The organism is Mycoplasmopsis verecunda (assembly GCF_033546915.1).
Taxonomy (GTDB): Bacteria; Bacillota_I; Bacilli_A; order Mycoplasmatales; family Metamycoplasmataceae; genus Mycoplasmopsis; species Mycoplasmopsis verecunda.
Map to the genome: position 1 here is coordinate 426,581 of NZ_CP137850.1, position 17,692 is coordinate 444,272.

General features: G+C 27.5%; 16 protein-coding genes. 13 read left to right on the forward strand and 3 right to left on the reverse strand.

Features of this window, described 5'->3' with window-relative positions; translation table 4 throughout:
- Genes SAM46_RS01750 through dnaE form a run of 3 tightly spaced genes read right to left on the reverse strand, consistent with a single transcriptional unit; the run spans position 1 to position 4,368 of the window.
- Positions 1-564: a dephospho-CoA kinase gene (locus SAM46_RS01750; RefSeq protein WP_078746760.1), complete on the reverse strand. Its 564-nt coding sequence runs from the start codon at positions 562-564 to the stop codon at positions 1-3.
- Entirely contained in the window at positions 558-1,454 is an 897-nt protein-coding gene (locus SAM46_RS01755; protein ID WP_078746761.1) for a 5'-3' exonuclease, read from the reverse strand. Before SAM46_RS01755 ends, SAM46_RS01750 begins: the two co-directional genes overlap by 7 nt.
- On the reverse strand, positions 1,447-4,368 hold the full coding sequence (dnaE, locus tag SAM46_RS01760) for a DNA polymerase III subunit alpha (RefSeq protein ID WP_078746762.1): 2,922 nt from the start codon (positions 4,366-4,368) through the stop codon (positions 1,447-1,449). Before dnaE ends, SAM46_RS01755 begins: the two co-directional genes overlap by 8 nt.
- A gap of 351 nt (positions 4,369-4,719) precedes the next feature.
- On the opposite strand from dnaE, the gene SAM46_RS01765 reads away from it, so the two are divergent.
- The 13 genes from SAM46_RS01765 (at position 4,720) to SAM46_RS01825 (ending at position 17,692) form a co-directional block, all read left to right on the forward strand.
- The gene (locus tag SAM46_RS01765; RefSeq protein ID WP_078746763.1) at positions 4,720-5,805 is read left to right on the forward strand and encodes a M42 family metallopeptidase; all 1,086 of its coding nucleotides are present in this window, start codon (positions 4,720-4,722) and stop codon (positions 5,803-5,805) included.
- A 15-nt stretch (positions 5,806-5,820) separates the two neighbouring features.
- Entirely contained in the window at positions 5,821-6,063 is a 243-nt protein-coding gene (locus SAM46_RS01770; protein WP_078746764.1) for a YneF family protein, read from the forward strand.
- Positions 6,064-6,206: 143 nt separating this feature from the next.
- Positions 6,207-7,901, forward strand: a complete 1,695-nt coding sequence (locus SAM46_RS01775; protein ID WP_078746765.1) for a TrkH family potassium uptake protein — start codon at positions 6,207-6,209, stop codon at positions 7,899-7,901.
- 9 nt (positions 7,902-7,910) lie between these two features.
- Entirely contained in the window at positions 7,911-8,594 is a 684-nt protein-coding gene (locus SAM46_RS01780) for a potassium channel family protein (RefSeq protein ID WP_078746766.1), read from the forward strand.
- A 147-nt stretch (positions 8,595-8,741) separates the two neighbouring features.
- Positions 8,742-11,360 carry a DNA gyrase subunit A gene (gene gyrA, locus SAM46_RS01785; protein ID WP_143826094.1) on the forward strand — a complete coding sequence of 873 codons (2,619 nt, stop codon included), beginning with the start codon at positions 8,742-8,744 and terminating at the stop codon, positions 11,358-11,360.
- A gap of 207 nt (positions 11,361-11,567) precedes the next feature.
- Entirely contained in the window at positions 11,568-12,035 is a 468-nt protein-coding gene (locus tag SAM46_RS01790) for a large conductance mechanosensitive channel protein MscL (RefSeq protein WP_078746768.1), read from the forward strand.
- A 75-nt stretch (positions 12,036-12,110) separates the two neighbouring features.
- On the forward strand, positions 12,111-12,704 hold the full coding sequence (locus SAM46_RS01795; RefSeq protein ID WP_078746769.1) for a hypothetical protein: 594 nt from the start codon (positions 12,111-12,113) through the stop codon (positions 12,702-12,704).
- A gap of 133 nt (positions 12,705-12,837) precedes the next feature.
- Positions 12,838-13,296 carry a transcription antitermination factor NusB gene (locus SAM46_RS01800; protein ID WP_078746770.1) on the forward strand — a complete coding sequence of 153 codons (459 nt, stop codon included), beginning with the start codon at positions 12,838-12,840 and terminating at the stop codon, positions 13,294-13,296.
- A 1-nt stretch (position 13,297) separates the two neighbouring features.
- Positions 13,298-13,810, forward strand: coding sequence for a hypothetical protein (locus SAM46_RS01805; RefSeq protein ID WP_078746771.1), 513 nt, complete (start codon positions 13,298-13,300; stop codon positions 13,808-13,810).
- Positions 13,810-14,964 (forward strand): aminotransferase class V-fold PLP-dependent enzyme, encoded by a 1,155-nt coding sequence (locus SAM46_RS01810; protein ID WP_078746772.1) that lies wholly within the window; start codon positions 13,810-13,812, stop codon positions 14,962-14,964. Before SAM46_RS01805 ends, SAM46_RS01810 begins: the two co-directional genes overlap by 1 nt.
- Positions 14,954-15,367, forward strand: a complete 414-nt coding sequence (gene sufU / locus SAM46_RS01815; protein WP_078746773.1) for a Fe-S cluster assembly sulfur transfer protein SufU — start codon at positions 14,954-14,956, stop codon at positions 15,365-15,367. Before SAM46_RS01810 ends, sufU begins: the two co-directional genes overlap by 11 nt.
- Positions 15,360-16,601 (forward strand): Y-family DNA polymerase, encoded by a 1,242-nt coding sequence (locus tag SAM46_RS01820; RefSeq protein WP_078746774.1) that lies wholly within the window; start codon positions 15,360-15,362, stop codon positions 16,599-16,601. Before sufU ends, SAM46_RS01820 begins: the two co-directional genes overlap by 8 nt.
- A gap of 5 nt (positions 16,602-16,606) precedes the next feature.
- Positions 16,607-17,692 carry a nicotinate-nucleotide adenylyltransferase gene (locus SAM46_RS01825; protein ID WP_078746775.1) on the forward strand — a complete coding sequence of 362 codons (1,086 nt, stop codon included), beginning with the start codon at positions 16,607-16,609 and terminating at the stop codon, positions 17,690-17,692.

The following is a 17,692-nucleotide window of genomic DNA, read 5'->3' on the forward strand; positions in this document are numbered from 1 at the left end:
TTAAATATATTCTGCTAGTAGTTTCTTAATTTTAGTTAAATTATTACGTTTATCCAATGAGATATTCACAATCTCTACACCATTAAATGTTTTTTCTAACTCTCAATTATAGTTATTTTGGTTATCTAAGATATTTAAAACAAAGTTATCCACACCTTTATTTTTCAAGAAAATTTGCCTTGTTTTTTCCTCAATTTGCATATTAAAAATATAAGCAAAAAAATTTGAAAAGTCAACATTTTTTGAAAATAAAATTGGTATTTCAACAAAGTCATATTTATTAGACAATAAGTGCTTTTTTATGTAAAAAATTACCTCTTTTTCAATCTTTTCCAAATTTGAAATATCTTGCAAAATTCAGTTCTTAATTTTTTTCTTGTCAACATAATTATTAGTTACTAATAAATCACCATATTTTTCATTTATTTTTGCAATAAATTCTTCATTATGATTATATAAATCCGTAACAAAATGGTCACAATTTAATGTACTGTATCCTAAATTTTTACAATAATTTAAGAAAGTTGTTTTACCTGAAGCTATTTTTCCAACAATTGCTATCATATTAATTTTAATTTATTTATTACAGAACGAAGTTCTAGCTCTTCTAAAATATCAAGTGAATTTTCTAAATCAAGAGCAATTACATAACGTTCCTTATCAGAATCAAAATCTATTACATCAGGATTTAATTTTGCCATTTGCAAACAAAACATTGCTTCATTTTTTCCGGCTTTTAATTTTTCAATAACACTTTTATTTAAATTCTCGCTTCACATTTCTTCACATTCATATAATTTTTTAACATCACCATATTTGCAAAGTATTTTAATTGCAGTTTTATCACCAATACCTTTTACTCCAGGTAAATTATCACTATTATCACCAGCAAGAGCTTTATAATCCACTACTTGACGAGGCATAAATCCATAGTATGTAAAGTAATTATTAAGAGATAGTAATGAATAATCTCCATCAGAATCTTTTTGCACAATTGAAATATTTTCATTAATTAATTGATGTAAATCTTTATCTCTTGAAAAAATGATTTTTTCTTCATTAGGTGCAACATTTTTACAATATGCAGCAATTAAATCATCTGCTTCAAATCCAGGCACTTCTTGATGTACAATTCCTAATTTGCTTAATATTTGTTTAATTAAATCAAATTGAATAAATAAATCATTTGGTGCTTTAGCCCGGCCAGCTTTATAGTCTTGATATAGTTCGTGTCTAAAACTTTTTTCTTTTGAGTCAAATGCAATATATAAATAATCTGGATGATATCATTCTAATAATTTAATTAATTGATGGAGAAATAAATTAATTCCATTAGTTGGAACTCCCTTTGAATTTCTCATTATATTATTAGGATTTCCATAATAAGTTGCATAAAATGATTGAAACATTAAAAAGTTTCCATCAATTAATAAGTGTAACGGTTTATTATTCATCTTCATCCACCTCTTTTCAGTCTATAAATGTATAGTAATTTGCTTTAGATAATTTTATAAGTGCAACAATTTCTCTTAATTGAGAGTGATTTAAAATTTCACTAGCTCTTGCAGAAAATCCAAAAGCAATTACCGTTTTACTATTATCAATTAAAGTAACTCTCGGTCTTCCTTTAGCATCTTTTTGTACTTTGGACATAAAACATCTAACTCAGGTTGGACTTTGAGTTACATCTTGTAATTCTTTAAATCCTGTTTGTGATTTTAAACCTTTTGTAGCATTATAAACAGCGCCCAGAAGTGAAGCTTCTAGTTTCATTTCTTCAGCTATATTAGTTGGGATTATTTCAGGCACTATTTCATTAATTCCTTGTTCATCAATAAACGGTTTGATATATGAAGCTTTATCATTGAATTTTTTATATGATGCTTCAAAAAGTTTATTAAATGAAACGGCATATTTTTCTTTTGCATTTTGAATAGTATTTATTCCGCCAAATTCTCTAAATGTATTTGAATTAATTAAATTTTCAATAACAGTTTCTGAAACTTTAGCAACATTTTTTAATCTTAAATAAGCTTCAATAAAGTTTTTATATGTTCCATTTTGTTCTCTATCACAAACGATTTTATCAGCCGCAACTGACCCGACACCCTTAATCATTAAAAATGGTAAGTAAAGTTCATTATTAATGATTTCTACTTGTTGTGTTGAATAATTAATTTCAGGTGAATAAACATTAATACCTTGTGATGTAGCATCAGAAACATATTTTTTAATGTTTTGCTGATCTGAACAGGAATTAGAAATTAAAACTTTGTAGAAAAATAGAGGATATTTCACTTTGTAATAAGCTAATTTATATGCAATTAAAGCATATGCCACAGCATGCGATTTATTAAATCCATAAGCTGCAAATTTTTCTATATTTGAATAAATTTTTTCTAGTAAATCTTCAGATATACCGTTTGCAATCCCGCCCTTAAAGAAATCACTTTTATAACTATGCAATTTGCTTTCATCTTTTTTAGAAATTGCTCTTCTTAATAAATCGGCTTGAGCAAAACTCATTCCTGCTACTTTTTGAGCTATTTGCATAATTTGCTCTTGATATAAGATAATACCATAAGTATTTTTTACTATTTCATCATATGCAGGATGTAATTTTTCAATTGAAATAGGATTTTGCTTGTTTCTTCCATAGGTAGGAATATATTGCATTGGCCCAGGTCTAAATAATGATATTATGGCATATATATCGTCAAACGAATCGATTCCAACTTCTTTAATTGCATTTTGCATTCCAGGTGATTCTAGTTGGAAAATTCCGTTAGTTAGTAAATTATTTAGTAATTTTGCAACATCAACATCAATAAACTTAGAATAACTTCTTCCTACTATGTTATCAAAATGTTGATCTTGTGGGATTAAAGCTTCAATTTCTTGTAAAATAGTTAAATTTTTTAATCCTAAAAAATCTATTTTAATTAATCCGAATCTTTCTAAATAATTTAATGTAAATTGAACTTGTGGTAAGGTATTTGTATTATAAGTAACTGGAACAACTTCTTTTATATCGCGATCACAAATTATTACTCCAGCAGCATGAATACCAACTTGTCTTGGTAATCCTTCGATTTGACTTGCATATAAATGTAATTTAGGATGGATGTCGACAAGCATTTTATATCTTTCGTTATTCTTATATGCTTCAACTAATGATTGATCATTATTAGTTAATGAATTACATACCTTATCAATATCAGGAATAGGAATTTCTAAATATCTTCCAATATCTCTAAGTGAGTTTTTAAGAGCTAATGTTTGGAAAACAGTAATCAAAGCTACTTTATTTTCTCCATATTTATCTTTAATGTATTGTAATAATTGATCTCTTTTATTATCTTGAATATCAATATCAATATCAGGAAGTGAAACTCTATCTACATTTAGGAATCTTTCAAAAAGTAATTCAAATTCAAGTGGATTTATATCTGTAATACCTAATAAATAAGAAATAAGCGAACCTGAAGCAGAACCACGACCAGGTCCTATTGCTATATCATTTGCTTTAGCATAATTAATAATGTCTTGGATGATTAAAAAGTAATCTAAAAAACCTAATTTTGCTATCACATCAAATTCATATCTAACTCTTTTAGCTACAACATCCTCGCCGAATGTGTAAACTAAATCTCTAGCTTTTTCATTATTCATTAATTTGCCAATTTCTTTTTTAGCATCACCTTGGAATTTAGCTAACTTAATATCTTTTGATGGCATTTCAACATTACATGAATCAGCTATAAAAAGCATATTTTGATATACCAATTCATCTAAACCATTAAATTCATCTTCATCTATATAATCTGTATAAAAATGATTATCTATTTCATTACCACCAATTTTATTAACTATTGGTAATAATTCATTTTGGTCTGTATATAAGACTTTTTTAGCTGGTGCAAAAACACTTTGGTGTTCAAGCGGAGTTCTACTATTAAGATAAAAATTTGATAAATATTTTTCAACAGTAATATTTTTAGCTTTTAATCCGTTTAGTTCATGATCGATGATAAAAACATTATCATTCTCTAATTGATAATAAGATGGAATAATACCTTTACCTTTTTCATATATCAAGTTAGTTAAAAAAACAAAACCATCATGATTTTTAGCTAATAAAATAACATCAAATCCTTCTTGAAGTGTTGTTTGCACTCCGATAAGAGGCTTGATATTATATTTAGATTGCATTTCTCAATAATATTGTAATGCATACATGTTATCAATATCAGTTAAGGGTAAATATTCTAATTTATTTTCAACAGCTAAATTAATTAATTCTGAAACCCTGATAGTTGAATTTAGAAATGAATATTCAGTGTTAGTATGTAGATAGATTTTTTTCATAGTTTTATTATAAATAATAAAACTAAAATATATACTAAAATTCTAAAATGATTACTTCGCAAGACGGTATCTAGAAATAATAAAATAATTATTTTTGCTATTTTTAAGAGCTAAAAAAACTTAATAGTATAATAATAAGCATATAAAAAATAATATTAATTTGCAATTTACTTTATTTTGATAAATAGATGTTAAAACAAAATAAAACATTGATAAAAAATGTTTTATTTTGACCAATTATCATTCAATAATTTGCAAATTAAAATTGAGAAAATTTATTGTAAATAAATTAATTTTAATAATGCTCAAATAAGTACAATATCGCTTATATTGAGTTAAAAAAGGATAGAAATGCTAAATAGTAAAAAAACAAAATTCAAGAAAAGATTAATTAAATATATGGAAATTGAAGCAATGTCAAGATATGAAGAACCAGTTGCCTCTGAATTAAGAAAAAATATCCCTTCAAGCTTTGAAGTGTCAAGAGATAAAATGGGTTCTATTATATTTTTCAAGAAATCAAGTACTCCAAATGCACCAAAAGTTATGATAGCAGCTCATATGGATGAAGTCGGATATATAGTTAGAAGAATTGATAAAACAGGTCAATTATTATTAAGCCCAATTGGTGGAATCTGACCGAATACAGTAATCGGAACTAAAGCAAAATTAATCACAGATAAAAAGACTTATTTAGGAGTTTTTGGTCATACATCAATTCATATTATGGAAAGAGATAAAGTTTCAAAAGCTATTACAAATGATGAATTATATGCAGATTTTGGATTTAAAAATGAACAAGAAGCTCTAGAAGCTGGTGTTGAAATAGGAAATAGAGTTCAAATGTCAGGAGAAACAATTTTATTTGATAATGAAGATTTAATTGGTGGAAAATCAATGGATAATAGAGCTGGCGTTACTGTTTTAGAATATATTGCTAATGCAATTGGCAAGAAAAAACTAAATTGTGATCTATATTTAGTTGGAACAGTTCAAGAAGAAGTCGGAACTCGTGGTGCTAAAACTTCTGTTTCAATAATTAATCCTGATGTAGCTATTGCTCTAGATACAACGTCATCACATGATACCATTGGCACAATTCCGGGGACTACAGCATTATTTAAAGGTGCTGCTTTAAGAATAATAGATGGTGGTAATTTAATGGATACAGGTTTAATTAATTTAATTGTACAAACAGCTAAAGCACATAATATACCAGCATATAAATTTGTTTCAATGGGTGGTGGTACAGATGCTCATGAATTGCAATATGCTCGTGGAGGAGCTGCTACATTAACAATTTCCCTACCACAAAGATATCTTCATTCACCAATAGGAGTATGCAGTATTTCTGATTTACTTTCAGCTGGAGATTTATTAAGCAATTTTATAATCGAATTTGATAAAGAAAAATATGATATAATCAAATACAAATAATAGGAGGTTGAAATTATGGTCACAATGCCGACAATCGGATTTGTATTTATGATAATAGGGGTTGTTATTTTTGTTGGTATCGCAGCCGCATTGGTAGCATTTTTTCTTACAAAGAAAACATTTGAAAAACAACTAAAAGAAAATCCACCTATTAATGAAAAAATGATTCGTATTATGTTTAAACAAATGGGAAGAACTGCATCTGAAGCTCAAATTAGACAAATTATGAAATCAATGCAAAATGTTAAAAATAAATAATTCATTTTAATAATTTATTTCATTTCTTCGGAAATGATTTTTTATTATGGTGTAACTAGCTATTATATTTAATTTATATTTAATATAAATTTAATATAATAATCATATTATAGAAATGATAGATATTTAATTTAAGGAGTGTAATGAAACGACTGAAGTATAACTTCAAGAGTAAATTAGCTGACTCTAAATTTATACGAAGCATTGTTAAGTTTTGAAGATGAAAATCAAATGTTTCAAAACTTAAATATTTACTATTTGTATATTTATTAGTAGTTTTAATCTCAAGCTTATTACTATTTTCGCCTTGAGCACAAAATCCAAAAGAAGAACATTTGGGTTATATAGGATCATTATTTACTGCAGCTTCAGCTTTTAGCGATACTGGACTAGTTGTAACTACTACATTTAGACAGTGAAATGATTTTGGTCAGGCAATAATTGCTATTTTAATTCTGTCTGGTGGAATAGGGATATTTGCTCTCAAATTCTTTATTATCAATTTTATTTTTGGTAAAAAATCCTCATCACTAGGTGAAATGAAATTAGTCCAAGGTGAACGTGGTGGAACAGATACTGACAAGATTGCACAAATAATAATTTCATCAGTAAAATTCTTATTTATTTGTATTTTTGTATTCAGCATTGCTTTAACAATTTATTTTTATTTTGCTAGTCCGATGAATACAACAGGAATTAATGAGTTATTAAAGAACTCAAATGATGGAAATAATTTCCAATCTCCACAATATAATTTCTCATTATCATTAAAATTTGGTATTTTCCATACTATTTCAGCTATAAACAATGCTGGTTTTGATATTATTTCAGGATTCAGTTTAATGCCTTATTATCAGAACTACTTTTTACAGATTTGTTTCATTATTCTACTTGTAATTGGTGGATTAGGGTATCCAACCATTTATGATTTTGCGTGTTACTTTAAACATAAAATGAGAAATGAGAAAAAACCTTATAATTTTTCTTTATTCACTAAAGTTTCTTTAGTTACATATGTTTTAGTATTTTTAGTTGGGTTTGTTATTGCTATCTCTTTTGAAACTTCAACTCATAATGATCCATTCTCAATTTGAAATAGATTTTATGTACCTGACGAATATAATAAGCAATATATTGAGTGATTTAAAAACGGAAAAGATTTTTCTAATTTAAGTACTGAACTTAAACCATATATTTATGAAGGAAATGAAATGTATGGTAATTGATTCGATAAAACTTTTGCTACTTTATTTACTTCGTTTTCAACTCGTAGTGCTGGATTTGCTACTGTTGATGTTAAGAACTTTACACCAGGCTCTACTTTTGTCTTTATTTTTATGATGATTATAGGTTCAGCTCCGGCGTCAACAGGTGGTGGAATTAGAACCACAACTTTTGCTTTAATAATTATGGGAATTTGAAGAGTCATATTTGGAATACCGCGTGTAAGAATGTTTAAACGTGCTATAAATCAAGATACTGTTAATATGTCTTCACAAATACTTGCTATTGCTTTAATTCTTATAATAATAGCTAGTTTGGTATTGTTCACTTCATTCGATGTTAGTGGCGGAGTTATAACTACACTACCAACAAATGAGGATAATTATGTCACATTTAGTGCACAAAATATAGTCTTTGAGGTAGCTAGTGCATTCGGAACTACCGGATTATCTTCAGGAGTTACTTCTAAATTAAATTATGCTTCACAATTAATGCTTATTCTTGTTATGTTCATAGGACAATTTGGAATTTCTTCAACATTACTTGTTTGAGCACGTAAGAAGAATGGAAAACGTACTTACGAATACATCGATGCAGATATTGCTATCGGTTAGGAGATATTTATGAAATTAAATTATAAAAACGATATTGTTGTTATAGGAACAGGACGTTTTGGTCAAGCTGTTATTGAGCAACTTATTAAAATGGAAAAAAGCGTCTTTGTTCTAGACAAAGATACAGAATCAACAAAATTGTTTGCTGATGAAGTAGATCGTATTGTTATTGGAGATGCTGCCGATACAAGAACTCTGAAATCACTAGGAATCGATCAAGCGGAAACAGTAGTTGTTGCTGTATCAGATAATATTGAAATTGTGGCCGCTTTACTCGAACTTAAAGTTAAAAATATTATTGCTAGAGCCATTTCAAAACGTCATGCTAGAGTTTTAAAACAAATTGGTGTTAATGTTATCATTCGTCCAGAATATGAATCTGGTATTAGAGCCGCACTAATAGCAACAAATAAAAACTTTATTAGATACTCACAAAACTTGCAAGAAATAGGTGGTAACTTTGTTATTGGTTCAACTAAAGTAAATAATAAGTACTTAGAAAACCAAAGAATAAAAGATTTACAACTATCTCAAATGGGTATTACTATAGTCTTGATTAAAACAGGAAATGTATTTAAAAGAGCGACAGGTGATACTATAATTCAAAAAGATGATATTGTTACAATTATTGGAGAAGTAAGCAATGTAACAAATGCTTTAGAATATCTTAATTACAAAGAAGAAAATGAATAATTTAATTAGAAATTTAAATCCAATAATATGTTGGATTTTTCTTTTTTCAACTATGTAATAGATATAAAAATAGACATAGAATAAACATTAAATATAGAGAAAACTATATAATTTAATTAATATATTAATTAAATTATGAGGTATCTTATGAGCGAAAAAGAAGCTATTTTAAAAGATCAAGATGAAGAGAAAAAAGTTAAAATCGAAGAAGATGTTGAATTCGAATACGAAGAAAACAACACTATGATTTTCAAGAAGAAAAAAGAAGTTGTAAGCGAAGAAGATGAAGAAGAAATTCCACAAGAAAGTGAAGAATACACAGTGGAATCTCAAATAATTACCGAACCTACTGACGGTTTACATCCAGTTGTTATTGATAATGAAATGAAACAATCATTCCTAGAATATTCTATGAGTGTTATTGTGTCTCGTGCTTTGCCTGATGCACGTGATGGATTAAAACCGGTACACCGTAGAATTCTATACGATATGTCAGAACTGGGTATTACACCAGGTTCACAACACCGTAAATCTGCACGTATTGTGGGGGATGTTCTAGGAAAATACCACCCGCATGGTGATTCTTCTGTTTACGAAGCAATGGTACGTATGGCTCAAGATTTCTCTATGCGTTATCCACTAGTTGACGGTCATGGTAACTTTGGTTCAATTGATGGTGATGCAGCAGCTGCTATGCGTTATACTGAAGCAAGAATGGCTAAAATTGCTGTTGAAATGCTTGATGGTATCAAAAAAGATACAGTTGATTTCGTAGATAACTATGACGGAAGTGAACAAGAACCAACAGTTTTACCTTGCCGTTTCCCTAACTTGCTTGTTTCTGGTTCTTCAGGAATTGCAGTTGGTATGGCAACGGAAATACCACCACATAATTTAGGAGAAACTATTGATGCTACAATTGCACTAGCTAAAAATCCTGAAATTACAGTTAAAGAATTAATGCAATATATAAAAGGGCCTGATTTCCCAACAGGAGCTATTATCCTTGGTACTAAAGGTATTTTAGAAGCTTATGAAACAGGCCGTGGATCAATACCGGTTCGTTCTAAATGTGAAGTTATTGAACAAACCAACGGAAAAAGCAAAATAATCATTAGAGAAATTCCTTATGCAATTAAAAAAACAACAATAATTGAAAAAATAGCCGAATTACACAAAACTAAAGTTATCGAAGGAATAGTAGATTTACGTGATGAATCTAACAGAGAAGGAATTAGATTAGTTATTGATGTTAAAAAAGGTGTTAATCCGCACATTTTACTTAACAAGTTATATCAAAAATCAAACATACAAACAACATTCAATTTCAACTTAGTTGCAATTGTAAATAATGAACCCAAAACACTTAATTTAAAACAAGCTCTAGAAGTATTTATTGAACATCAAAAAGATGTTGTTACAAGAAGATTAAAATTTGACTTAAATAAAGCTGAAGAAAGAGCTCACATTTTAGATGGATTAAAAATAGCTGTTTCAAATATAGATGAAGTTGTTGCAATTATTAAAAAATCTAAAACTGATGCAGATGCTCAAACTTCACTTGCCTCAAGATTCAATTTATCCGAAAAACAAACAAAAGCAATCTTGGAAATGAGATTAAGCAGATTAACTGGATTAAGTATCGAAAAAATGGATGCCGAAATATTAGACTTGCAACACGAAATAGCTCATTATAAAGAAATTTTATCTTCAGAAGAAAAACTTATTGCTGAAATTGTAACTGAACTTCAAGAAGTTAAAGATAAATATAATGATCCTCGTAGAACAGTTATTGATGCTTCAGCAGTAGGAGTAATCTCTGATGAAGATTTAATTCCTGAAAGAGAAATTGTTATAACAATGTCATCAAATGGATATGTAAAACGTATGGACTTAGATGAATACAACACACAACGTCGTGGTGGTATGGGATCTATTTCTATGAAAACTTATGATGATGATGATATAGCAATGATTATTCACGCTAATACGCATACTGATTTACTTTTATTCTCAAACTATGGAAAAGTTTATACCTTAAGAGGACATCAAATTCCAGAAGGATCTAAACAATCAAAAGGATTACCATTTATTAATATAATTCAAGGATTAGATACTGAAAATGGTGAAAAAATAGTTTCAATTCTTGATATAGATTCATATGATAATAATCAATATTTAGTTACAGTAACAAAGCAAGGTATGTTCAAAAAATCTGAATTAGCTTTATTTAGCAATATCAGAAGAAATGGTTTAATAGCTTTTAAACTTCGTGAAGATGACCAATTAGTTAGAGCATTTATAATTGGTGAACAAGATGCTGTATTAATAGCTAATAATGTAAAGAACATAGTTATGTTCAAATCAGATGATGTTAGACCATTGGGACGTTCATCACTTGGAGTTAAAGGAATTAAACTTGAACAAGGTCAAGAAGTTATTTCAGCCTCAGCTGATAATGAAGGTGATTATGTATTAACTCTTGGAGAAAAAGGATTTGGAAAATTAACTAATAAGGAACAATTTAGATTAACAAATCGTGGCGTTAAAGGGGTTACTGGTATAAATGCAGAAAAAGCCGGAAAACTAGTATTTGCTCGTTTTGTAAACTTAGAAGATGAATTATTAGTTATAACCTCACTTGGAGTTACAATTAGAACTTCAATTGATCAAATTTCTGAAGCTTCACGTAATACAAAAGGGGTTAAAATTATCAACCTTAAAGAAGGTGATTCTATTGTATCTGTAGAAGTTATTAAACAATAATAAATTTGTGCATTTCATATGCACATTTTATTTTTAGTAGCAATAAATTAATAAATAATTTGCAATAAAATGTATTTAATTTAGTTCTTTTTATGCTAAAATAATCAAGAAAATTTTCTAATTTAAGTAATTATGAAAATGATAAAATTAAATTAGAAATAATAAAAAGGAGATTTATACAAGTCAAAAGCAAACGTATGTAAAGATTTACACAAAAAATCTTGAAGCGAATCAAAAGCACAACTTAAACGTGGAAACTTATTAATGTTGGCTATAGGTTTCTTACTTGGTGGTGTTTTTACAGCTTTGGTATCATCATTTGCAAATGATATTATCATGGCTGCTATTACAAGAGCATTTGGAACATCAACAAACGATTGAGTTCTAGCACCAGTTATGGAAAATGGTAAAGTTGTAGGTGGAATTTACATTGGTAAATTTATCTCAGCAATTATTCAATTCGTAATCGTATCAGGTGTAGTATTTGGTATCTTATACTTCTACTTCTGATTCAAAAACTATGTAGCATACCGTAAAGCTCTTAAAAACCCTGTTGTTGAAGAACCAGTAGCACCAGCTCCTGCACCAACAACTGAAGAATTAATACTAGCTGAATTGAAGAAATTAAATGCAAATGTTGGTGATGATTCAAAATCATTATTTAATGCAAAATAATTCTATCTAAATGCATCAGTGTATCTGGGTGCATTTTTTTGATATAATTTCCATATAAAAATTAAAGGAATTAATATGCAAAATCAAGAACATAATGAAACAGAAACTTTCGAACAAAAAATAAATGAGTTTATGCCTTTTTATAAAAAATTAGGAATCGTTGTTATAATTTTTTCAACACTAGTACTATCATTTGTAATACCTTTGCTTATACTTGTATCAACTACAGATACTACTGAACATTCAATAGCGATTGATGTTCTTCTAGCATTACTTATAATTTCTCCTTTTGGTAGTGTTATTTATTTCTATGCTTATTACATGCCAAAAGCGAATAAATTTAAAAAAGAAATTATTTCAGACAAATCGCAATTTAAACCTTATTATGAAAAGAATTGCAAAACTTGATTTCAAAAATATCTATTTAGAAGTTTAATACTTCAATTATTCGGATTACAAGAAAGATATAAACTTACTCATGATGTTCCAGAAGAACTAGCAAAGCAATATGATGAACTAGTTGGTGATGTGCATGAGTATAAAACAGAAGATGAAAAATATGAGTCTAATTTAGCAAATGAAGACAAAATTCAAGAGACTGAAGAACTAGTAAAATTAGACGAAATTACTAAAGAACTTAATGATGAGAAAGATAAAGAACAAAAATAAATAAATATCCCAATGGGATATTTTTTAGATATTTATAACTATATCATAGATATATAAGTAGATTTAAGTATCAAACTAGTACAAAAGGCTATTTTCTAAATTATTATATAATTTAGAAACTAAAGGAGCTATTATGAAATATCACAAAACAAGAAGACAATCAAGAATAACAATAGTACATGTTCTGTATAAATACGAATTATTAGAACAACCAATTAATGTCGAAGAAGCTTTTGAAGAATATGAGCTAAATCGTGAAGAATTAGCTAAAGTTAGTGCAATTGCTAAAAATTATTCATTTTTAAAGAAAACACTATCATCATTATTTAACAAGAACTGGCAATGAGATAGAATTTCTCCACTAATTAGAGCAATAATTTTAAATGCTGCTTTTGAAATGTATTCAATTGAACCCAAAATAGTTATTAATGAAGCTATTGAAATAACAAAGCTTTACTTCCCTAAAGACGAAAAGGATGAAGAAAAAACTATTACAGGTCAGTTTTATAAATTTGTTAACTCATTACTTGAATCATATTATAAGTTAACAGTTACACTAGAAGCTGCTCTAGAAAAAGAAGATAAAAAATAATATGCAAAATAATAAAAGAAAAATATCAAATTTCTTTTTAGCAATTGCTTATAAATCACAATATCGCAAAATATTAAATAAGATAAATTTTACTTATCAAAAATTCTACGAATTAAATTTAATCAAAACTAAAAAGCTTGAAAAATTAGAAAGTGATAAGTTTGCAAAACGTAGTGCAGACTTAAATGATTTTATCCAAAGCTTTAATGATGAAATTGAATTTTGTTCAAATGTTACAGAAGCACAAAAACAAATGATATTTAATTTTTATTACTATTTGTTTTACGATCTTTTTATTAAATACTATAACCGTGATGAGTTAGAAGTTAAAAACTACTTAGGTGAAACTTTTTCTCGTATTCATTTAGATAACGATAAAAAGAAACGTAAACAACAATTTAAAATCATAGTAAATAAAATCAAAAGAGAATATTACTATTTATTCTTAGATGAATTTCAAAAAATAGATGGTTACAATACGGTGTTAAGAGCTATATTGAGAAAGGTGCTGTAATGAATCATAGCGAAATAAGAAAACATTTTCCGATTTTAGAAAAAATTACTTATTTTGATTCAGCTGCTTTAGTCTTGAAACCAAAAGAAGCTTCTGATGCAATTTATGATTACTATGTTAATAAATCAATTTCATCACGTACAGCGGATACACCGCTTGGAAATGAAGTTAATAATACTATTCAATCTGTAAGAATGAAAGTTGCAAATTTATTAGATGCAAATCAAGATGAAATTATATTTACAAGCGGAACTACTGAAAGTATTAATTTATTTGTAAATATGATTGCTCAGTTATTAAATGAGGGTGATGAAATATTGCTTAGTGCTTATAACCATTCTTCTAATTTAATTCCTTGAATTGAAATGGCTAAAAAAGTTGGTGCAAAAATTAAAATATCACAAAATATTTATGCAGATATAAATTCAAAAACAAAAATAGTATCACTAAGTCATGAGACAAATAACTTTAATCAAAATTTTGATATTAAACAAATAGCTCAAAAAGCTCATGAAAATAATGCTTACATTTTTAGTGATGCTGCACAATCCATTTCACATCAAAAAGTTTCACTTGAAATTGTTGATGCTGTTGCGTTTTCAACAAATAAATTTTATGGTCCAACAGGGATGGGTGTATTAGCTGTAAAAGGTGAATTACTCACTAAATTAAAACCAGTTAAATTCGGCGGTGGCTCAGTAAATGCAATTGATATTGATGCTTCATGAGATATGAAATGTTCAATCAGTGCTTATGAACCAGGAACTCCTGATATTGCTGGTTTCTTTATGTTTGATAAATCACTTGATTTCTTTAATCAAGTTGGATATAAACAAAGTAAAGAGATATTATTAGATTTATCTATATATTTACATGATCAATTAAGTAAACTTGAAAATGTAGATGTTTATACTAAACCAGGTGATTATATTGCTTTAATAAATGTAAAAGGAATAAATGCACAAGATGTAGCTACTTATTTAGGAACCAAGAATATTTATACAATAGCTGGTATTTTTTGTGCACCATACTTAAGAAATATTCAAGAGCATTACTCTTTTTTAAGAATTTCCCTAGGTATTTATAACAATAAAGAAGATATCGATAAATTAGTTGAAGAATTAAAAAATGGAGGTGATTTCTATGCATTTTAATCAAAATCAATCACGTGAAATCATTATGAATCATTATATGAATCCAGATAATAAAGTTAAATTAGAAGAAAACTTTATTACTTGTTATAGTAATACTTGTTCTGATATGCTACAACTTCAAACTAATTGAGATAATGATATATTGCTAGATGCAAAGTTTGATGGTCATGGATGTGCTGTTTTTATGGCTTCAACTGATATTTTCTTAAGTTTAATTAAAAGCAAAACAAAAAGTGAAATTAAATCACTAGTTGAACTTTTTACTAGATTTGTTAATCAAGAAAAATTAAGTGATAGCGAAATAGAACAATTAGGTGATTTAAAAGCCTTTTATAATGTTAAAACACATTTAAATAGAGTTGCTTGTGCATTATTAACTCCTAATTATTTTTTAAATGATTAAACCAATTATTTTTCATATTGATTTTGATTGTTATTTTGTTTCAGCAGCTCGTACAATTCAGCCAGAATTAAATAATAAACCTGTTGCAATATCTCGTTCTTCATCACATGCAATTGCTGTTTCAGTTTCTTATGAGTTAAAAAATAAAGGTGTCAAAGCCGGAATGAAGAATTTTGAAATTCAAGCCATTGAACCTAAAACAACATTTGTTCCCAGTGATATGGATTTATATGAACGATTATCAAGCGAAATATTTGAATATATTGCTAAATATTACACCGGAAATATTCAAATAGCTTCCATTGATGAATGTTTTCTTGATGTAACGGATTTAGTTACACAACGAAATATAAGTTGTATACAATTAGCTCACAAGTTGCAAAGAGACTTGATGCATAAATTCAGAATACCAGTTACAATTGGTATTTCACATAATAAATTTGCTGCTAAAATGACAACAAATATTTCAAAACCTTTTGGAATTGGTTTTACTGATGAAAATAACTTTGCGGAACATTTTTTCAATTTAGATATTGAAAAATACCATGGTATAGGTAAAAAGACTGCTGACAAATTAAGAAAAGTTAATATTAATACTATTGGCGAATTAGCTAGTAAAAAAGTAAGTGATCTTGAAATTAGTGCAATTTTTGGTCGTATCGGACAAGATATATTACATAATTTAGATCCTTATGTTTATGAACATATTTCATTTAAAGACGAACAAGCGCTAGGTATTGGAAATGAAATAACCTTTGAAGATTATTCATTACCTTATGAAATTAAAATTGAACATTTAGTTGCTTTATGTGAAAAAGTTTCCGAAAGATTAATTAAAGAAAATTTAGCGGGAAATGTAATTACTTTAACAATTAGACAAAAAAGTAAAAAATGAATTAATAAACAAATTAAAATAGCTAATTATATTAATTCAAAAGGTGATATATACAAAATTGCATTTAATATTTTTACGAAATATTTTGGTGAAAGTGATTTTATCGGAATTGGAATAAGAGTTTCAAATCTGATTAATCTGAGTGATATTTATTTACCAATTGAATTAATAAATAGTAATAAAATTAACTTGCAAGATAATTTAATCAAAGAAATTATTGCTGAAGTAAATACTTTATTTGCTAATCCAACATTAGAAATTTTGGATGATTCAACAGATAGAAAACAAAAATTACAGCAAGGTAAATATAAGTTTAAGAAAATGCTATTTAGAAAGTAGGAAAAATGAAAATAGGAATTTACGGTGGTTCTTTTGACCCGATTCATAAAGGGCATATAAAAATAGCACGTTATGTTATTAACAAACTCGGATTAGATAAGTTATTAATAGTACCTTCAGCCACATCGCCTTTTAAACAAAAAGGTAAAAAAGCAAGTAATGAAGACCGTAGAAATATGGTTCAATTAGTTTTAGAAGATAAAATGGAACTATGCGATTTTGAATTAAGACGTGGTGGTGTTTCATATACTATTGATACAGTCAAATATCTAAAACAAAAATATCCAAATGATGAATTATTCCTAATAATTGGAAGCGATCATGTATCTTCATTACCTAGCTGAAAAGATATTGATTTAATTTCACACTTAGTCAGAATTGTTATTGTTCGTCGTGATAGAAAAATAAATAAAATTAATATTAAGAAATACAAAGGAATTTTGTTAGATAATCCTATTTTTGAAGCATCATCAACTGATTTTAAAAAAGGATATTTTGGATTAGTTGATGAAAAAGTTGCTAATTATATCCAAGAACATTCTTTATACATTGAACAATTAATACATAATAATTTAAGTGCTAAAAGAGCTAAACACTGTGTTTCAACTGCAAATTTTGCGGCTGAATTAGCAAAAGCACATAAATATGATGCTAAGAAAGCTTATTTAGCTGGATTAATGCATGATATTTGCAAAGAATATGATGATGAACAAACATTATATTTAATTAATAAATATGAACCTGAATTAGCAGAGAATTTACCGAAATATAAATATCATCAAACGGCTGGTTATGTATGAGCTAAATATGGTTATAAGCTAAAAGATGAAGAAATATTAAATGCTATTCTTTGTCATACTTCAATGAAGGATAATATGCAATGATTAGATAAAATCCTTTTTATTGCAGATAAAATTTGCGAAGGAAGAAGATTTCCAGGTATCCAAAAAATGCGTGAATTGTGCTTTAAAAACTTTGAACAAGGTTTCGCTCAAGTTGTAGAAGTTACTTATCAATATAATATTGATAAAGGTGTTAAATTCAGTCCTGACCAAGAGAAGTTATATAATAAATATAGAGGAAATAAATAA